20 protein-coding genes are annotated in these 17659 nt (G+C 49.0%); 14 read left to right on the top strand and 6 right to left on the bottom strand.

Annotation, left to right across the window (positions count from 1 at the left end; translation table 11 throughout):
* The first annotated feature begins 19 nt into the window (after positions 1 to 19).
* A complete protein-coding gene (locus tag ACYVIY_RS13750) occupies positions 20 to 898 on the top strand; it encodes a glycerophosphodiester phosphodiesterase family protein (RefSeq protein ID WP_460976923.1) in 879 nt (292 codons plus the stop codon).
* A 75-nt stretch (positions 899 to 973) separates the two neighbouring features.
* Complete coding sequence (locus ACYVIY_RS13745) at positions 974 to 2497, top strand: GH3 auxin-responsive promoter family protein (RefSeq protein WP_460976922.1); 1524 nt, start codon at positions 974 to 976, stop codon at positions 2495 to 2497.
* Positions 2498 to 2505: 8 nt separating this feature from the next.
* Here ACYVIY_RS13745 and ACYVIY_RS13740 read toward each other — a convergent pair whose 3' ends face one another.
* Both ACYVIY_RS13740 and ACYVIY_RS13735 read right to left on the bottom strand, forming a co-directional pair.
* Complete coding sequence (locus tag ACYVIY_RS13740; protein WP_460976921.1) at positions 2506 to 3807, bottom strand: hypothetical protein; 1302 nt, start codon at positions 3805 to 3807, stop codon at positions 2506 to 2508.
* A gap of 47 nt (positions 3808 to 3854) precedes the next feature.
* Complete coding sequence (locus ACYVIY_RS13735) at positions 3855 to 4328, bottom strand: flavin reductase family protein (RefSeq protein WP_460976920.1); 474 nt, start codon at positions 4326 to 4328, stop codon at positions 3855 to 3857.
* Between the two features lie 160 nt (positions 4329 to 4488).
* On the opposite strand from ACYVIY_RS13735, the gene ACYVIY_RS13730 reads away from it, so the two are divergent.
* The gene (locus ACYVIY_RS13730) at positions 4489 to 5727 is read left to right on the top strand and encodes a 4-hydroxy-3-methylbut-2-enyl diphosphate reductase (RefSeq protein WP_460976919.1); all 1239 of its coding nucleotides are present in this window, start codon (positions 4489 to 4491) and stop codon (positions 5725 to 5727) included.
* 2 nt (positions 5728 to 5729) lie between these two features.
* Here the strand turns inward: ACYVIY_RS13730 and ACYVIY_RS13725 are convergent, their stop codons facing one another.
* Positions 5730 to 7415, bottom strand: coding sequence for a glycoside hydrolase family 10 protein (locus ACYVIY_RS13725; RefSeq protein WP_460976918.1), 1686 nt, complete (start codon positions 7413 to 7415; stop codon positions 5730 to 5732).
* Positions 7416 to 7457: 42 nt separating this feature from the next.
* Positions 7458 to 7616, bottom strand: a complete 159-nt coding sequence (locus tag ACYVIY_RS13720) for a DUF2256 domain-containing protein (protein ID WP_460976917.1) — start codon at positions 7614 to 7616, stop codon at positions 7458 to 7460.
* A gap of 48 nt (positions 7617 to 7664) precedes the next feature.
* Between ACYVIY_RS13720 and ACYVIY_RS13715 the strand changes: the two genes are divergently transcribed.
* Both ACYVIY_RS13715 and ACYVIY_RS13710 read left to right on the top strand, forming a co-directional pair.
* On the top strand, positions 7665 to 7955 hold the full coding sequence (locus tag ACYVIY_RS13715) for a TIGR03643 family protein (protein ID WP_460976916.1): 291 nt from the start codon (positions 7665 to 7667) through the stop codon (positions 7953 to 7955).
* Between the two features lie 173 nt (positions 7956 to 8128).
* A complete protein-coding gene (locus ACYVIY_RS13710; RefSeq protein WP_460976915.1) occupies positions 8129 to 8596 on the top strand; it encodes an Lrp/AsnC family transcriptional regulator in 468 nt (155 codons plus the stop codon).
* Positions 8597 to 8670: 74 nt separating this feature from the next.
* Here the strand turns inward: ACYVIY_RS13710 and ACYVIY_RS13705 are convergent, their stop codons facing one another.
* Positions 8671 to 9888: a tetratricopeptide repeat protein gene (locus ACYVIY_RS13705; RefSeq protein ID WP_460976914.1), complete on the bottom strand. Its 1218-nt coding sequence runs from the start codon at positions 9886 to 9888 to the stop codon at positions 8671 to 8673.
* A gap of 129 nt (positions 9889 to 10017) precedes the next feature.
* On the opposite strand from ACYVIY_RS13705, the gene hpt reads away from it, so the two are divergent.
* Entirely contained in the window at positions 10018 to 10554 is a 537-nt protein-coding gene (gene hpt / locus ACYVIY_RS13700) for a hypoxanthine phosphoribosyltransferase (protein WP_460976913.1), read from the top strand.
* A gap of 24 nt (positions 10555 to 10578) precedes the next feature.
* On the opposite strand, the gene ACYVIY_RS13695 is transcribed toward hpt, so the two are convergent.
* Entirely contained in the window at positions 10579 to 11799 is a 1221-nt protein-coding gene (locus tag ACYVIY_RS13695; protein ID WP_460976912.1) for an NADH-quinone oxidoreductase subunit D, read from the bottom strand.
* Between the two features lie 198 nt (positions 11800 to 11997).
* On the opposite strand from ACYVIY_RS13695, the gene rpmG reads away from it, so the two are divergent.
* The 8 genes from rpmG (at position 11998) to bshC (ending at position 17659) form a co-directional block, all read left to right on the top strand.
* Positions 11998 to 12183: a 50S ribosomal protein L33 gene (rpmG, locus tag ACYVIY_RS13690; RefSeq protein WP_012929817.1), complete on the top strand. Its 186-nt coding sequence runs from the start codon at positions 11998 to 12000 to the stop codon at positions 12181 to 12183.
* A gap of 83 nt (positions 12184 to 12266) precedes the next feature.
* On the top strand, positions 12267 to 12422 hold the full coding sequence (locus ACYVIY_RS13685; protein ID WP_460976911.1) for a DUF4295 domain-containing protein: 156 nt from the start codon (positions 12267 to 12269) through the stop codon (positions 12420 to 12422).
* Positions 12423 to 12612: 190 nt separating this feature from the next.
* The gene (ftsY, locus tag ACYVIY_RS13680; protein ID WP_460976910.1) at positions 12613 to 13581 is read left to right on the top strand and encodes a signal recognition particle-docking protein FtsY; all 969 of its coding nucleotides are present in this window, start codon (positions 12613 to 12615) and stop codon (positions 13579 to 13581) included.
* Positions 13582 to 13586: 5 nt separating this feature from the next.
* Complete coding sequence (locus ACYVIY_RS13675; RefSeq protein ID WP_460976909.1) at positions 13587 to 13850, top strand: type II toxin-antitoxin system RelE family toxin; 264 nt, start codon at positions 13587 to 13589, stop codon at positions 13848 to 13850.
* Complete coding sequence (locus tag ACYVIY_RS13670; protein ID WP_460976908.1) at positions 13847 to 14053, top strand: prevent-host-death family protein; 207 nt, start codon at positions 13847 to 13849, stop codon at positions 14051 to 14053. The genes ACYVIY_RS13675 and ACYVIY_RS13670 overlap by 4 nt, the downstream gene beginning before the upstream one ends.
* A gap of 182 nt (positions 14054 to 14235) precedes the next feature.
* Positions 14236 to 14574, top strand: a complete 339-nt coding sequence (locus ACYVIY_RS13665; protein WP_460976907.1) for a carboxypeptidase regulatory-like domain-containing protein — start codon at positions 14236 to 14238, stop codon at positions 14572 to 14574.
* 142 nt (positions 14575 to 14716) lie between these two features.
* Positions 14717 to 16027, top strand: coding sequence for a 30S ribosomal protein S12 methylthiotransferase RimO (rimO, locus tag ACYVIY_RS13660; protein WP_460976906.1), 1311 nt, complete (start codon positions 14717 to 14719; stop codon positions 16025 to 16027).
* 84 nt (positions 16028 to 16111) lie between these two features.
* Positions 16112 to 17659: a bacillithiol biosynthesis cysteine-adding enzyme BshC gene (gene bshC / locus ACYVIY_RS13655; RefSeq protein ID WP_460976905.1), complete on the top strand. Its 1548-nt coding sequence runs from the start codon at positions 16112 to 16114 to the stop codon at positions 17657 to 17659.

Here is a 17659-nt window from a genome sequence, read left to right as displayed (position 1 = left end):
CATTGGGCTTTTTGTCTGCATGATAACCAGTGTTCTTGTCTCGCCAACTCCGCCCCAATTTGATTTACAGGGTCACCGAGGGTGCCGGGGCCTTATGCCCGAAAATACGATTCCGGCGTTTCTGAAAGCGCTGGATCTAGGGGTTATAACGCTCGAACTAGACGTAGTTATCAGTAAAGATCGGCAGGTGGTGGTATCGCACGAACCGTATTTCAACGCTGCATTCAGCCAGAAACCTAATGGTCATCCTGTCAGCAAGAAAGAGCAGAAAAATCTCGTGCTCTACCAAATGGATTATGCCGACATACGCCAATACGATGTAGGCTCGGCCGGAAATCCGGCGTATCCTGAACAGCAAAAGTTAAAGACGTTCAAGCCCTTGCTTAGCGAAGTAATTGAGCAGGCAGAAGCGTATCGAAACGCGAAGAACTTGCCCATCTTCTCGTATAATATTGAAATTAAAAGCGAACCGTCGGAGTATAACAAAAGCCAGCCGGAACCAGCCCTTTTCTGCGACCTTGTGCAGGCCGTTATCGGCAAACGTCTACCACCCGAACGGGTTGTAATTCAAAGCTTCGATTTTGCCATGCTCAGGCATTGGAAGCAACGGACGGAACGTATCGACGGACCGGCAGATAAATATCCTCCTGTCCGGCTTTCTGCTTTAGTAGAAAATCTGCGCAGCCCCGAGAAGAATTTAGAAGAACTTGGCTTTACACCCGATATATACAGTCCACACTACCGCCTGCTTAGTCAGGGTAGGATTCGTAAACTGCATGAACGGGGAGTTAAAGTCATCCCGTGGACAGTAAACGGGCGTGCGGATATGAACCGGCTAAAAAATTGGGGCGTTGACGGCCTTATTACCGACTACCCCGACCGGGCACGTGGTTTGTAAACCAAGCCATACTTTTGTAAGTTTCTATGACTAACCGACGTTGGCAGGCCGGTTACCAATTATGTTGACAAGACTATGACCTTTTTAAACACTACACTTAAATGGCTTCTGCAACGGCGCTTGCCGCGCATTGAAACCATGATGACTCAACCCGGTGTAGTGCAACAAAAGGTGTTTAATCAACTGATTCGGGCGGGCCGCCGTACTGAGTGGGGTTGGAAATATGATTACAAATCCATTCGCAGCGTACAGGATTTTCAGCGTCAGGTTCCTATTTCCAGCTACGAAGACCTGTACCCGTATATCGAACGGGTTATGAAAGGCGAGAGCAAAGTGTTGTGGCCGTCGCCGGTACGCTGGTTTGCTAAATCGTCGGGTACCACCAACGCCCGCAGCAAATTCATTCCCGTTACGCCCGAGTCGCTGGACGAAAGTCATTTTAAGGGCGGCAAGGACATGATGGCCCTGTATATAGCCAACAACCCGGACAGTCGAACGTTTGAGGGCAAAGGTCTATCCATAGGGGGTAGTCTACACCAGAATCCGTTCGGCTCGAACAGTGCTACGGGGGATGTCTCGGCCGTAGTCATGAAAAACTTACCCAGTTGGGCTCAATTTATACGTACTCCATCCATTGAGGTTGCCTTGATGGATGAGTGGGAATCCAAGTTGGACCGGATGGCCGAAATAACTGCCCAGGAGAACGTAACGAGCATCCTGGGAACACCGACCTGGGGGCTAGTGCTCATCGACAAAATTCTGGCAAAAACTGGTAAGACAAATATCCTGGAGGTATGGCCGAATTTTGAGCTGCTGGTACACGGAGCCGTTAATTTCCAACCTTATCGCGATCTGTTTCAGCAACAGGTATTTCCCTCGAAAACGGTTCGATACCAAGAAGTTTACAACGCATCCGAAGGTTTCTTCGCCATTCAGGATGATCTGAATCGCGTTGGTGAAATGCTGCTGATGCTTGACTATGGCATCTTCTACGAGTTTGTGCCTATCCACGAAGCGGATCAGCCTTTCCCGAAAGCGTTGACGATTGAAGAGGTTGAAGTCGATAAGAACTACGCGCTTATTGTCTCAACCAACGGAGGACTCTGGCGGTACCGGGTCGGTGATACGGTACGGTTTACGTCACTTTACCCCCACCGCCTGAAAGTTAGCGGCCGCACGAAACATTATATTAACGCCTTTGGCGAGGAGGTTATAGTGGAGAATGCGGAGGCCGCTATCACACGGGCCTGCGAACTGACGGGCGCCATCATCACCGACTATACAGCGGGTCCTATTTACATGGGCAACGGTACCAACGGCTGCCATGAGTGGGTGATCGAGTTTGCTCAGAACCCCGAGAACCAGCAGCGGTTCAACCAGATCCTCGACGAAACACTCCGCCAGGTCAATTCCGATTACGATGCCAAACGCTATAACGATATGGTGTTAAAGCGTCCCCGTGTGCATGTGGTGCCGCGTGGTACGTTCTACGCCTGGATGAAGCAGCGGGGCAAACTGGGCGGGCAGCACAAAGTACCCCGCCTGGCCAACACGCGCGAGTATCTGGACGATATTCTTGGGCGAGTGCTTGAGCTTTAACTCCGGGATTAGCGATTGGATTCTGACAACCAGTGAAACTGCCGTTCGGCAAGCTGGAAGTGCCGCTTCTGCCGTTTTAGCGCAATCGAAATTGTATCATTTCGGATCAGCCCCCGCAAGAGTAAATGGTTAGTGTCAGGCATGGTATAGTTCAGCGTGAACAGTGAACTCGTATCCGAACTAAACCTTTTAAACGCAATGGTATTTTTGACTGAATCCAGCGCATACGAGAAATACCCCCGACGATAGCGTTGCCGCAGCAGCGTATCCGCCGTCAGAATACTACCCGATGTGTTCTGTTCGAAGATCACGTCTTTCCAGCGGAGGCTATCAGCTACGTTTCCCTGAAAGCGTTCGACCTCAAAATAGCCAGTAGTTAACCTGCCCTTAGCCCCAGAATCTGTATACCTCGTCATGTTGTAGTACATACCCCAGAAAGGAAGAACCAAAAACAGCACGACAAACGCCATTTTTAGACCAGTCTGCGTCATTCGTAACCGCCGGTTTTGTATAGTTATTCGGAGCGCCGGTTGAGTCGGCTTGTTTAGAACAAAAAAGTTTATCAGCCGCTGGGCATCTCCCAACAGCAGGAAGTTACTCATCATAAACAGATGAATCGAAAACAGCTTTACCGGAATGTCGTAGCACAGATTCATCATCATCACATTCAGGAAAACGCCCGCTGCCACAAACGCTCCTAGTGTGCTCGTTCGCCGGAATAGCAGCAAGACGCCCGCCAGCACTTCGATAGCGCCCGAGAAAAACTGGTATGGAGTCGAATACCCGATAAAAAACCAGGAGAAACGCATGGGTAATAAATCCCCTAGCGGAGTAGCCAAAGCACTTAACGACGGAAAGATCATTTGCTGCCCGAACAGTTTGATAATGCCGTAACGTAGTGCAACCATAGCTACGTAATACCGTACCCCGACCAGCAGCCAATAGTATCCAACATCGTAGTTCTTGCGCTTGTCCAGAACCGTCCAGATTACGGATCCAACCACAGCCAGTAGCGTGAACAAACATAACTGCGCGTACCCATAGGACGTATCGCCACTACCGTTGAGCGGCACCAGTACGTCTTTGACATGAAACAGGTATGCATTTCCCAGGTTAACCAGCCAGTTTTCAGCTTGTGAAAACAACTCAGCTACTACGTTTAACAAGGGCAGATCGCCTAGCCAGCTCCAGGGCGACATATACAGCAGCAGGTAGATGCATGAGAACCGAAATAGTACCTTACGCCACCAGGGCCAAGGGTCAGCTAAATGAACTGTTGCACTGCTTTCGGTAGTCAAAGACGAAGTCATAAAGGAAAAAGATTCAGGAAGGACTTCGTCAAATATAAGTAAAACAACTATGCACGTATTAGCTTCTTTTCCTTCAAAAACGAATAGGTCATTACGTCCTTATCGGGATTAAGCACGATTTGTTTTACTACTTCACACACGAACAGTTCATGATCACCAGCGTCGGTGCTGTGCAGAACGCGACATTGCACGTAACCAACGGCTTCGGTTAAATACGAGCATCCCCGATCATCGAGCGCATGGGGTAGGTTCTTAAATTTATCCGTTGTTCGGCCCGATTGCCGCCCAAGTTTCCGGATCAAGCGAGTTTGGTCTGTGCTCAGGAGATTAATGTTCAGGATACCGCTTTCCCGCACCAGTTCAATTGTGTAATCAACTTTATACAGCGCTACGGCGATCACCTTACCACCCATAGCCGTTTGCACGATCCACGTAACGATGTTTGCATTCCTGCGGTCACCAGCTACCGTTGTAACACTTTGTACGTCATAGTCTTTGTAGGACAACAGTCGTTTGGGCATATCGCTAAATCGGTTGGTGATTCATGTACACAGGTATGCTAGAAAGGGTTAGTTTTGTAGCGAACAAAGCGTGAAAAGCATTTGTTGAAATTTAGTAAAGGTCAACCTTACAGCGCCATTACCAGCGGCCGGATACGGCACAGATAACCAGCTACCGACAATGAAATCGTTCGATATACCCGAGTATTACCGGAGCAGCCTGATCACCCCGTTGAAGGAGTTTCGGCGGAAACGCGACAAACTCAAGCGTGATTTTACGCCGACCCTGCTCGACTTTGGTCCGATTCGGTTTCTGATTGCCCGTCACTTCGGCTTTTGCTATGGGGTCGAAAACGCCGTAGAGATTGCCTACAAAGCCATCGCCGAGAATCCGGATAAGCGCATTTTTCTGCTCAGCGAAATGATTCATAACCCCGATGTGAATGCCGACTTGCAGGATCGTGGGGTGCAGTTCATTATGGATACGAGCGGAAAGCAGCTGACGCCCTGGTCGGCGCTGACGGCCGATGATGTTGTTATTATTCCTGCGTTCGGTACAACGCTCGAAACCCAGCAACAGTTAGCCTCCGTTGGGCTCGATGTTGAAAAGTACGACACGACCTGTCCTTTTGTGGAGAAGGTCTGGAATAAGGCCGGGCAGATCGGTAAGAAGGATTATACCGTTATTGTGCATGGTAAACCAAGTCACGAAGAAACGCGGGCTACATTTTCGCACAGTAAAGAAGCCGCCCCAACGGTCGTTGTTAAAGACTTAAACCAGGCTCAGCAACTGGCCAAATACATTACCCGCGAACTACCGGCCGAACAATTCTATCGGGATTTTGCGGGTCAGTTCTCGGAAGGGTTTGACCCAACTCGTCACCTGGAACGTATTGGTGTGGTCAACCAAACGACGATGCTGGCCTCCGACACGCAGGGCATTGCCGACTACCTGAAAAAGGTGATGATGAATACGTATAATCTGACATCCGATCAGGTTGAAGCCCGATTTGCCAACACACGCGATACACTTTGCTACGCTACGAACGACAATCAGGATGCTACGTATGCTTTGCTAACGTACCCCGCTGATTTTGCCATCGTAGCGGGCGGGTACAACTCGTCCAATACGTCGCATATCGTTGAACTCTGCGAGGAAAAGCTTCCTACGTATTTCATTGAATCGGAGCAGAAGATCCTTTCTAAGTCATTAATCCGTCACTACAACGGGCATACCAAGCAAGAGGTTGTTACGGAGAACTTTATCCCTCAACACGACGAAGCCAATCCGGTTACGGTTTTGTTAACCTGTGGCGCTTCGTGCCCGGATGCGGTTGTCGAAGGGATTCTGCTCAAACTGGTTAGCTTCTTCCCCGACGCCAAGTCGGCTGGGGAAGCTTTGCAAACCTATATGAACTGACGTTACGGTACTTTGACTACGACTTCTTTACTTTCGTTGTGGAGTCGATCCAAAGCAGTTATTACGTAAGTATACTTCTTTTTAAGATCGGCCGTCTTGTCGACAAACCGCGTTGTTTCTTCGCCCATGCACCGGGCGATAATGCATCGGGGGTCTTCTAAGCGCATACGTGGGCGTCGGCCTTCAAATCGGTAGATAACGTATTGATTCGCGCCATCGCCATCCTGAGCTTCGGCTGGTTGATGCCAGAACAACTCGATACCTTCGGGCGTCATAGCAGCTTTTACATCGCGGGGCGGTAGAGGTGGAATACTATCCAGCCAGGGCATTGTTGGTACCAACGCTGTATGCCGATAGAAGTTTGTTTGCAAAGAATCCCGAATGCCAAGTGGATTGTCTCTCAAGCTTTTGGCGCTGAAGAACACACTGCCTGCTACGGTTGGCTGCTGGCGGTTATACCGCATCTGATCCGGAAATTCCGTAGCCCTCCACCAGCCCGGATCGCGTTCGGAACCCCGTCCCACCCGATAAGCGCCCTGTCCAATGTAAAGGTGACAGTTTCCAGCGTTACGGGTCCACCACTCCACCAGGGTTTTGTAGGGCACCCGCCCAAATGCAGAGCTGAAATATACCTGTGGAACAATGTAATCGATCAATCCTTCTCGCACCCACTTGCGCGTATCAGCATACTGGTCGTAGTAAGACTGACCGCCGTTTGTTGGAGAGCCGTCGGGATCGCTGCTTTGATTTTTCCAGATGCCAAACGGGCTTACCCCAAATTTCACCCAGGGTTTATTAGCCCGTATGGAGTCCCGAAGTTCAACGATTAGCTTGTTGACATTGTCGCGTCGCCAGTCATTCTTCTTCATGCCATTGTAATTGGCCTGGTACGCTCCGTCGTCATTCAACGTTTGGCCAGCAACTACGTAGGGATAAAAATAATCGTCAAAATGAATGCCGTCTACATCGTATTCGCGAACCACATTCGCCACAATACCGGCAATGTAGGAACGTACTGCGGGTAGGCCTAAGTTAAAGAGTTTACGCCCCCCGTAGCTCAGTATCCACTCCGGCTTGCGGTAGATAATATTCGTGGGGGCCAGGCTGGCGTTTTTACTAAACATGGCCCGGTCCAGGTTGAACCAGGCGTGAAATTCCATACCGCGCTGGTGGGCCTGTTCAATCATAAACTCCAGGGGGTCATAAAACGGCGCAGGAGGCAGGCCTTGCTGCCCCGTTAGCCATTCTGACCAAGGCTCCGAACTTTTCGCATAGAACGCATCAGCCGCTGAACGAACCTGCACAACCACGGCATTTAACCCCATTTGCTGTTGTTGATCAAACATCGCTACGATCTCGCGCTGCTGATCGGCAACGGGCAGGCCTTTTTTAGTTGGCCAGTCGATGTTATCCACTGTGGCAATCCAGACCGCCCGGAATTCACGTTTTGGGGGCGGGGGAGTCAGGTCGACTACCTCCTCAAACTCAACCGTGTCTTCAGGCGCAACAACTACCGCCGTTGTTGGTTTGGAAGTCGTCGTCTTCGGCGCAGGAGGCTTAGCGGCCACCGGCTTTTGCGGAACGGGTCGGGCCGGAAGTGGTTTCTTCGTAGCAACTGGTTTAGACTGGCGACAACTACCCCACACTATAAAACTCAGAAACAGACAAACGTAAACAAGCGAGCGCATGGGCAATAGGTTAATCGTCAAAATTAACGATAGTTCGCGGACCTACGTCGTTTGGGGCGTTTTTTGCTGTTTACTGACGGTACGACAGGCATCGCTACAATATAGGACGTTCTCCCAATCACGCTCCCACTTTTTGCGCCAGCTAAAGGGCCGATTACACACCGGGCAAATTTTTGTAGGCAAATCGGACTTCTTACGCATTTTCATCGGCAAAATATGTTATTAACTTATACAATCTGTTTGACCGTTATGAAGCAACCCGAACCAATCCGCCTGACGAACCTGGATATTGACCGTATTGTTGAAATGGCCTGGGAAGATCGAACTCCCTTCGACGCGATTACGGCCCAGTTTGGCTTGTCAGAGCAGCAGGTGATTACGCTGATGCGTCGCGAGATGAAACCCTCCTCCTGGCGCTTATGGCGGGCCCGCGTGCAGGGCCGATCCACAAAACATCTTGGTCTTTCGCAGACAGATACGCTTCGATTCAAAGCAGATCGGCAACGGGCAATCACGCACAATAAGGTATCCAAACGATAACTCCCCAATTTGGCGACCCAATGATTTCGCTTAATTTTGTGCCGCTAAAGTCTCGAAAAGGCTATACTTCTTCTGTTTTTTGCAAAAAACCAATATAGTTTAAGACGATTTTAACGTATAGATAGTAGCTTTGCGCAGTTCTGCAACAAAGTTTCAAAAAGATCACCTCGTTTATGAACCACAAATTAGATCATATAGATCGCAACGTATTGGAAATTCTTCAGGCCAATGCGAAAATCACTAACGCTCAACTTTCTAAAGAAATTGGTCTTTCTCCGGCTCCAACTCTGGAACGCGTTAAGAAGCTGGAAACATCGGGCATCATTCAAAGCTATCACGCTCAGCTTAACCGCGAAAAGGTAGGTTTGGGCGTAACGACCTTCGTGACAGTAACCCTAGTTAGCCACAAAAAAGATACAACCATGTTGTTTGTGGATAAGGTGAATAAAATACCTGAAATCATTGAGTGCCACCACATTACAGGCTCGGGCGATTTCATGTTAAAAGTTATCTCAAAAAATATCGCGTCCTATCAGGCGTTAATGCTTGACGTAATCAATGAGATTGAAGAAGTAGCCAGTACGCAAACCAGCGTTATCATGTCGACGTTCAAGGAAAGCAAAGTGCTGCCTATCCCTTGATTGGTCAGCACTGAAAAAGGAGGAGAATAATGAGCTTTCATTATTCTCCTCCTTTTTTTAGTATAAATAATTCATTACTCTCTACGTTTCCGACGCTCGTCCCTTCTTGACTTCTTCGCGTCTTCCAGCGCTTTTTTGGCTTCCTTGTATTGATTCGATTTGCGCTCGGCTTTGTCCATTACCTCCTTGAAATACGTCTGCGCTAAATCGTAATTCTTTTCTTCCGTAGCAATCTTGGCCAAACCTAATACCGACGACCAGTAATAGCCAGCGTTCATAGCATTGGTCTGCTTCGCAAAATCAATAGATTGCTGGTAGTACTTCTTGGCTTCGGGTAGGTTCCTGTAGAACAGATGATTGACGTAAGCCAGAATATAGGCTGCGGTTCGTCCGCTCACCCCTTCATAGCCTGACTGGGTACGCGACACCTTTTCCAGAATATCTTTAGAAATACGTTCCGCTTCGTTCAGCCGCCCCTGCACAAAGGCAGAACGGGCGTAATAGCGCTCAAAAAATGGATTGTCAGGGTACTGTTCAGCCATATACTTCGCCATCTCATAGGCTTTGTCATACTGATTCTCCATGCTGTAAATCTGGAGCAGGAAGTACCGTGCCTCAACACGCGTATAAAACGCCGTATTCGCCGTTTTTTCCAACTGCTTTATACCGCTCTGCTTATTCCCTTTCGGGAAGAACACCAGAATCGGCTTTAGTAAAGGGTAATTCTCAGGTATCCACTGAGCGTAGTAATTGTACATACCATCGCCGAACAGCAGCTCTGGACTGAAATCAGCGTTGCCTTTGCACTTTTCAAAATACTTCAGCGCACTTTTACCCGCCAACGTAGCCTTCGCCCATTTTTTCCGCTCGGAGTATAGGCGACCTTTAAAGGCGTAGGCAGCGGCTAGAAAGAAGGAAGGTTCGAGTTTATTTTCGCTCTCTTCGTACAGATTTTCCGCTAACGTAATGGTGGAGTCCATATACATCAGGCACTTTTCATCGTAATCGGTTACGTCGGTATTGGGCACAATTTTCCACCACTCAGCCAGGCCCATCAGGAAATAGGGCATCGGATGCTTCGGGTAGCGTACGCGCAACCACCGAAACTCTTTGTCAGCTTCGTAAAATTTATAATTATACATCTGGTTGATAGCTTCCGCCGATTCGATCTGAACCCCTGGATGCTTCAACAAGCCATCATATTTCTTATCAAACGCCGACGGATCGTACAGTTGGGCCTGCGCAAACGCAGCCAATCCTGTCAGCCATACCGTCAACAATAGCTTTTTCATTCGTTTTTAGTTGCTTACCGCTTATATCAACGTAATCAGTCGACGGTACGTTTGCATTCGCTTATTTTTCGACGAAATTTTGTCGGCTAGCCGACGCCTGCCGTATCTTTGGCGCTTGCCGACGCTGCTATGCTAACAATCAAGGACAAAACGTTCGTCCCCTTCATTGCCGCCGATACCATTCAATTGCGAATACAGGAATTGGCCGGACAAATCAACCAGGAATATGCAGACAAGCAGCCGCTCATTGTGGTGGTCTTAAACGGAGCGTTTCTGTTTGCCGCCGACCTGATGAAGCACCTGACGATTCCGTGCGAGATTACGTTCATACGGGTAGCTTCCTATACCGCTACGGAATCGACGGGGCAGCTTAAACAGATCCTGGGCCTGAGCGAACCGGTAACTAATCGTGACCTGATTGTTATTGAAGATATTGTCGATACCGGCTTAACGATCTCCGACGTTTGTAATCAACTGCTTGGTCACAACCCCGCATCGCTTACAATTGCTACGTTACTATTTAAACCAGCCGCCTTAAAGAATCCCATTGATTTGCACTATGTCGGCTTCGAAATAGAAAACCGTTTCGTCCTTGGCTACGGTCTCGACTACGATGGTCTGGGACGTAATACGCGGGATATTCTGGTGTTAGAAGACAGGAGGTAGAAGCGCGAACGGGGCCGCCCCTTTCTACCGATCCACTTCCCCCATCACAACGTCAATTGACCCGATGATCGCAACCAGATCAGCCAGCATAGCTCCCTTGGAAATTTCGCTGATAACGGATAAGTTGTGGTAGCAGCACGAGCGGCAGCGGCACCGTACGGGAATATCGGCCCGGCCGTCAGTTCGGAAAAAGAACCCTAACTCCCCTTTCGCGCTTTCACCCCGAGCATAAAAATCCATCGCCTTCGGCCGAATCTTCTTTGGCACAACGGCCTGCGGATCATACTCACGGGTGCGTTTATGTTCGCCGGTTAACTTGTCCAGACATTGCTCCACGATACGTAATGACTCCCAGCACTCCAGCACCCGGACATTGTTCCGGTCCCAGCAGTCGCCTACGGTTCCCACTTCCCCTGTGCCAATCGGAACATCGAATTCCAGTTCTGGATACACCGAATACCCATCGACCCGACGCAGGTCATACCGGAGGCCAGAACCCCGCAGCATTGGCCCCGTACAGCCGTAGTTAATTGCTACTGGTAAAGGCAGAACGCCCACGTTGGCCGTACGTTTGATGAAAATTTCGTTTTCAATCACCAACTGCTGCAACTCAACTAACTTAGGCTTTAGATACGTAACGAACTCACGGCAGCGCTCTTCGAAACCCACGGGCAGGTCGTAAAAAAGGCCACCGATCCAGATGTAATTATACAACATCCGGGCTCCACTTACCCATTCGAGTAGACGCTGAATGTGCTCCCGATCGCGCATAAGCCACAGAAAAGGCGTATAGGCGCCGATATCCAGTGCATACGTACCGATGGCAACAAAGTGAGCAGCTATCCGATTAAGTTCGGCGACTAGCACGCGGATGTATTCCGTTCGTTTTGGAATATCGTTCTCGATTCCGAGCATTCGCTCCACGCCCATGACAAAGGCGTGTTCCGAATTCATGGCCGCCAGGTAATCGAGCCGGTCAACAAACGGAATTGTCTGGTTAAACGGCAGCGATTGAGCATGCTTTTCGAAGCAGCGGTGCAGGTAGCCCAGATGCGGCACTACGTCGACAATAATCTCGCCGTCCGTAACAACTTCAAAGCGTAACACACCGTGCGTAGACGGGTGCTGAGGCCCCATATTTAAGATCATCTCCCCTTCCCTGAGCATGTCAGGCCGATACAGGCTCGGCTCTGACGCCCGAAAGTGACCGGGAGCGTATTCGTATTGGATCGATTGCGTAGTCATTTCCTATCTCGCCAATAGCCGTTAGCTATCCGCGCCATTATAAACTCAAAGGTCGACAGTGCTCATCCTAAAATCAACGCGTGTTGAGAATTTATCGGGTAACCAGCTACAAATCATTACTTTTTATTGACAACCTGTTTGCCAAATGTCAGATATTTCGTACCTTTGCGCTCCTTATCGAGAAAACGAACTTTAGCAATGGCAAAGAAAGGCGCCAATAGAATCCAGGTTATTCTGGAATGCACCGAGCAGAAAGACAGCGGTGTACCCGGCATGTCCCGGTACATCACCACGAAAAACCGGAAGAATACGCCGGCCCGTATTGAGCGGAAGAAATACAATCCGTTCCTGAAGAAAGTAACGCTGCACAAAGAAATTAAATAATAGTCGATCAGTTAGTGAGTCGGCCAGTGGGCCAGTATTTAATAACTAATCAACTGACAAACGAATTAACTGACAACTAAGTCATGGCAAAAAAGGTAGTTGCAACCCTGAAAACGAAGGACAACGGCAAATCATTCGCCAAGATTATTAAAGCCGTTAAGTCGCCTAAAACCGGCGCATATACCTTCAAAGAAGAAATGGTTCCGGTTGACGAAGTGCAGGCTGCTCTGAAAAGCTAGTTTTCACGAATCGCTACGGCGAACGAGTACCGCATAGAAACACAGGAAGTCCCACAGCCAGCATGGCCTTGTGGGACTTTTTTTGCTAAAAAAACAGTTAGTTCGTTAGTGAGTCAGGTAGTATCTGAGTAATTATGCATAGGTAACTGCCCGGCAAAACGACTGAACAACTCACTGCCTATCAATTCATATGGCTTTATTCGGCTTATTTTCAAAAGAAAAGAAAGAAACGCTCGACAAAGGACTGGAGAAAACAAAAGACAGTTTTTTTTCTAAGTTAGGTCGGGCGGTCGTCGGTAAATCGACTGTCGACGAAGAAGTGCTCGATGAGCTGGAAAACGTCCTAATTTCATCAGATGTCGGCGTTGAAACGACGGTGAAGATCATCCGCCGAATCGAAGAGCGGGTGGCTCGGGATAAATACATGGGCACTGATGAGTTAGACCGGATTCTGCGCGAAGAGATTGCAGCACTGCTCTCGACTAATAATGCAGCAACAACCACTCGCGACGGTTCCGATGATTTTGCTCTGCCAACCGACAAGAAGCCGTACGTGATCATGGTCGTTGGGGTTAATGGCGTCGGTAAAACGACAACCATCGGCAAGCTGGCCGCTCAGTTCCATAAACGGGGTAAGCAAGTTGTGTTAGGAGCCGGTGATACGTTCCGGGCGGCCGCTGTCGACCAACTTAAGCTTTGGGGCGATCGCGTGGGCGTACCGGTTATTTCACACGGCATGAACACCGACCCATCGGCCGTAGCGTTCGATGCGGTGAAGAAAGCAACCGACATGAACGCTGATGTTGTCATTATCGACACGGCGGGCCGTTTGCATACAAAGGTTAACCTGATGAACGAGCTGACCAAGATCAAGCGCGTTATGCAGAAGGTTACGCCCGACGCACCGCATGAAGTACTTCTGGTACTCGATGGTTCTACGGGTCAGAACGCGTTCATCCAGGCTACCGAGTTTACAAAAGCAACCGAAGTAACGGCTCTGGCCATTACCAAGCTGGACGGAACTGCCAAAGGTGGGGTTGTCATTGGTATCTCCGATCAGTTCAAAATTCCGGTCAAATACATCGGTGTCGGTGAAAAGATTGAAGACTTACAAACGTTCAACAAAATGGAGTTTGTGGATTCATTCTTCAAAAAATAAGCTAAATGTCGTATCAGCTTTCCTTCTCTGATCGGGCATTGAAAAGCCTTAAGAAGATACCTAAATCTGACGCACAGCGAATAGTTGACGCCTTAGAGGAGCTAGCACAGAACCCTGATACTAAATCGAACGTTAAACGGTTAACTAATCATCCGGACGCTATTTTCAGATTACGAGTAGGAGATTATCGCGTTTTGTACGACAAACACGACATAGTGTGCATTATTGCAGTTATCGACGTTGGACATCGAAAAGATATTTACGAATGACGCTTAACGCCCAAATTATTCAATCTGAAGGAAAGCCGAAATTTGCGGTTATTACGTATGAAGAATACCAGGCGCTGGAGAAAAGCCTGGCTTCATTTGATAGCCTTGAAGACTTCTTCGACTACGTTCATGCGTTGAACGTAAAGAATGAGACTACAACCTGGCATTCGTTAGAGGAAGTGAAAAAAGAAATAGGGTTATGACGGGCCTAAACTTCTTGTTTCGTAGTCAATCGCGTTCTTTTTTGAATCAAATAGTACTAATTAGCTTAATCTCACTAGTAGCTCATACCACTTTCGCACAGAAACGTATTTCTCGAAAAACTACAAAAGAAATAATCAATCAAGGAGTCTGCGGAACTGTCGTCGAGAAACGTGGCAACTACATGCCAAGCCCCGACTCACCTCAGCCAGCCCCAAACGGAACGCCCGCCGAGCGGGACGTATTGATTTTTCAGTTGCTGAACTTGGGCCAGATAGACGCGGGCGATAATGGCTTCATCAACTCGGTTCGCGGGGTGAAGCCAATTAAAATCATAAAATCGAAGAAAGACGGTACGTATTGCGTGAGCTTACCCGTTGGGCGCTACTCGATTGTAGTGCGAGAGCCAAAGGGCTTATATGCAAACCTGTTCGACAGCCAGAGCAACGTCAATCCGGTTACCGTTACCCGAAACCGCCTGTCCCGAAACCGACTGGAGATCACCCATCAGGCCGTATTTTAGATTTTGGGGATGCTTCTTTATCTGCTGACAATTCTTTTGGCTACCCATCAATCCTAGTTAGCGCTCACTTACTGACCCGGTTTAACGAACTTTGCGCATAAAACTGCCGTTCTTCCAATCACGGCATTGTCCAATTACTGTTTTGAAAACAAAAGGCTTACGTACCAATAAAATCAACATAGTCACGCTGGGTTGTTCGAAGAATCTGGTCGATTCGGAGGTGCTGTTCACGCAGCTCAGAGGCAACGGAATGAACGTGACCCATGAGTCGAAGAAGGATGATGCAAACATCGTTGTCATTAACACCTGCGGCTTCATCGACAACGCTAAAGAAGAGTCTATCAACACGATTTTGCGTTACGTAGATGCCAAAGACGCGGGCGTCGTCGACAAGGTATACGTAACGGGTTGCCTCTCGCACCGCTATAAAGATGAGTTGGAAGTCGAAATGCCAACGGTTGACGCCTGGTTCGGCACCAACGAACTGCCCCGGCTTCTAAAGACCCTAAAAGCCGATTATAAACACGAATTGGTTGGTGAGCGCCTGCTGACAACACCGGCTCATTTTGGCTACCTTAAAATTGCTGAAGGCTGTGATCGTCCCTGTTCGTTCTGTGCAATCCCGTTAATGCGCGGTGGCCATATTTCTCGATCCATTGACGAATTGGTGACCGAAGCCAAGTCGTTGGCTCGCCGGGGTACCAAGGAGCTTATTCTCATTGCTCAGGATCTGACGTACTACGGTCTAGATCTGTACAAAAAACGGAACCTCGCTGACCTGATCAATCGGTTAGCCGATGTGGAAGGGATTGAGTGGATTCGGCTACAGTACGCATACCCGTCAGGTTTTCCGATGGATGTGCTCGACGTAATGCGTAACCGACCGAATGTCTGCAATTACCTCGATATGCCGTTGCAGACGGGCTCAACCGAGTTACTGAAGCTCATGCGCCGGGGGATTACCCGCGAAAAAACCGAAGCGCTCATCCAAACGATTCGCGATCGAGTGCCTGACATTACGCTGCGGACAACGCTTATCGTGGGGCACCCTGGCGAAACTGAAGCCATGTTCGCCGAAACCTACGACTTTGTCGAACGCATGCGTTTTGACCGGATGGGCGTATTTACGTATTCGCACGAAGAGAACACGCATTCGTTCTCGATGCCCGATGACATTCCGGCTGATATTAAACAGGAACGCGCCGATGAGTTGATGGACCTTCAACAAGGTATTTCACAGGAGTTGAACCAGCGCAAAGTAGGCCGGACGTATAAAGTGCTCTTCGACCGCAAAGAAGGCGGCTACTTCATCGGCCGAACCGAAGCCGATTCGCCCGAAGTTGACAACGAAGTGCTCGTACCGGCCAATCAGTACGTACGGCTGGGCGGGTTTGCCAACGTTCAGATCAACCGCGCCGAAGAATTTGATCTATACGGAGAGGTTGTTCTCTAAGTAATTTAAAACCCGCAAGGCAGGCAATATTGACCGAACCTTGCGGGTTTTCTCATTGTTGAGCCGAATAAATCCTAACCTTCAATGGACTGTCAGTACCTACCGCTTGCATCTACCGGCCAGTTTTCTCAGTTATTCCTTGATTATCTCGACAAGAAAGACAGTCTTAGCCCATTCTATAGCCGTTTTCCTAAGTTAGCCGCTTTTAGAGAGCAGTTACAGGACAAGACCTTTGACGAGTCGAAACGGCGGGTCTTGATAGAAAGCCTGGAACGACAGTATCAGAACATCCCCAATAAGCCCGATTTTTCGGTATTGTTGCAACCCAATACCTTTACGGTAACCACAGGGCACCAGCTCAATATTTTTACCGGGCCGCTGTACATCGTTTATAAACTGATTACAACGATTAATCTGGCCCGGCAACTCAAGGAAGCGTATCCCGAACACACCTTTGTTCCGGTGTACTGGATGGCAACCGAAGACCACGATTTCGCCGAAATCAACCACTTCTCTTTGTTTGGCAGAAATTACGCCTGGCAAACCGAACAACGGGGTGCCGTCGGTCGAATGAACCCGCAGGAGCTGAAAACACTGTTCAATCAGATTCCCGAAAAGCTGACGTTATTTGAAGAAGCGTATCTGAAACAGCAGACGCTGGCGGATGCCGTCCGGTATTACGTTCATGAATTGTTTGGTGCGGAAGGACTTATCTGCCTGGATGCGGACGATGCGGCTTTGAAACGCGTTTTCGCACCCGTTATGCGCGATGAACTAGTCTATCAGCATTCGGGTCAGCTTGTTCAGGAGCAAACCGAGCTGTTAGCCAACATGGGCTACAAAACAGTTATCGCTCCTCGCGATATTAACCTCTTCTACCTCGACGATCAGCTTCGCGAACGAATCGAGCGCCAGGAGGATGGTATGTATAAGGTAGTACATACTAAAATTCGGTTTACTGAAACTGAGCTGCTGACCTTGCTGGAGGAGCACCCTGAACGGTTTAGTCCGAACGTAGTGCTACGTCCCTTATACCAGGAAACGATCCTACCCAATCTGGCGTACGTCGGTGGGCCGTCGGAGGTACCGTACTGGTTACAGTTAAAGAAGGTGTTTGACCATTTTCAAACGCCCTTCCCAATGCTGATGCCGCGTAACTTCGCCATGTACGTACCAGCCGTTTGTGCAAAACGCATTCGCAAACTTGGCTTAACGCCCGAGGAGCTGTTTAAAGACACGCTGACGCTAAAGCACGAATACGTCGATACGCACACCCGGCATAGTTTGAAGTTTGACAAAGAGAACAAAACGGTGAATCAGGCGCTTGACGCGATTCTGCACAAAGCCCAGATGGTCGATCCAACGCTCGAAAAAGCGGTTTTGGCGGAAACGAAGCGGTTTGCCAATGCCGTTGTTCGGCTGGAGAAGAAGTTGCGCCGGGCTGAAGAACGTAATCAGGAAACCGGACTGCGGCAGCTGTTGACCGTCAAAAATGAGCTTTTCCCAAACGGTGGCTTGCAGGAACGTAGCGAAAACTTTCTGACTTTTTACCTGAACGATCGGGCGTTTCTGAAAAAGATGCTGGCTGCGTTCGACCCCTTCGATTACCGGATGCAGCTTTGCTTAGAGTAG

The organism is Spirosoma knui (assembly GCF_054780635.1).
The sequence above is the reverse complement of the archived record's forward strand: the minus strand, read 5'-3'. Positions and strand labels throughout refer to the sequence as shown.

Excerpts from the sequence above, each read along its gene's own strand:
- ACYVIY_RS13750 (WP_460976923.1), top strand. The coding sequence starts at position 20 with ATGATAACCAGTGTTCTTGTCTCGCCAACTCCGCCCCAATTTGATTTA.
- ACYVIY_RS13745 (WP_460976922.1), top strand. The coding sequence starts at position 974 with ATGACCTTTTTAAACACTACACTTAAATGGCTTCTGCAACGGCGCTTG.
- ACYVIY_RS13740 (WP_460976921.1), bottom strand. The coding sequence starts at position 3,807 with ATGACTTCGTCTTTGACTACCGAAAGCAGTGCAACAGTTCATTTAGCT.
- ACYVIY_RS13735 (WP_460976920.1), bottom strand. The coding sequence starts at position 4,328 with ATGCCCAAACGACTGTTGTCCTACAAAGACTATGACGTACAAAGTGTT.
- ACYVIY_RS13730 (WP_460976919.1), top strand. The coding sequence starts at position 4,489 with ATGAAATCGTTCGATATACCCGAGTATTACCGGAGCAGCCTGATCACC.
- ACYVIY_RS13725 (WP_460976918.1), bottom strand. The coding sequence starts at position 7,415 with ATGCGCTCGCTTGTTTACGTTTGTCTGTTTCTGAGTTTTATAGTGTGG.
- ACYVIY_RS13720 (WP_460976917.1), bottom strand. The coding sequence starts at position 7,616 with ATGCGTAAGAAGTCCGATTTGCCTACAAAAATTTGCCCGGTGTGTAAT.
- ACYVIY_RS13715 (WP_460976916.1), top strand. The coding sequence starts at position 7,665 with ATGAAGCAACCCGAACCAATCCGCCTGACGAACCTGGATATTGACCGT.
- ACYVIY_RS13710 (WP_460976915.1), top strand. The coding sequence starts at position 8,129 with ATGAACCACAAATTAGATCATATAGATCGCAACGTATTGGAAATTCTT.
- ACYVIY_RS13705 (WP_460976914.1), bottom strand. The coding sequence starts at position 9,888 with ATGAAAAAGCTATTGTTGACGGTATGGCTGACAGGATTGGCTGCGTTT.
- hpt (WP_460976913.1), top strand. The coding sequence starts at position 10,018 with ATGCTAACAATCAAGGACAAAACGTTCGTCCCCTTCATTGCCGCCGAT.
- ACYVIY_RS13695 (WP_460976912.1), bottom strand. The coding sequence starts at position 11,799 with ATGACTACGCAATCGATCCAATACGAATACGCTCCCGGTCACTTTCGG.
- rpmG (WP_012929817.1), top strand. The coding sequence starts at position 11,998 with ATGGCAAAGAAAGGCGCCAATAGAATCCAGGTTATTCTGGAATGCACC.
- ACYVIY_RS13685 (WP_460976911.1), top strand. The coding sequence starts at position 12,267 with ATGGCAAAAAAGGTAGTTGCAACCCTGAAAACGAAGGACAACGGCAAA.
- ftsY (WP_460976910.1), top strand. The coding sequence starts at position 12,613 with ATGGCTTTATTCGGCTTATTTTCAAAAGAAAAGAAAGAAACGCTCGAC.
- ACYVIY_RS13675 (WP_460976909.1), top strand. The coding sequence starts at position 13,587 with ATGTCGTATCAGCTTTCCTTCTCTGATCGGGCATTGAAAAGCCTTAAG.
- ACYVIY_RS13670 (WP_460976908.1), top strand. The coding sequence starts at position 13,847 with ATGACGCTTAACGCCCAAATTATTCAATCTGAAGGAAAGCCGAAATTT.
- ACYVIY_RS13665 (WP_460976907.1), top strand. The coding sequence starts at position 14,236 with ATGCCAAGCCCCGACTCACCTCAGCCAGCCCCAAACGGAACGCCCGCC.
- bshC (WP_460976905.1), top strand. The coding sequence starts at position 16,112 with ATGGACTGTCAGTACCTACCGCTTGCATCTACCGGCCAGTTTTCTCAG.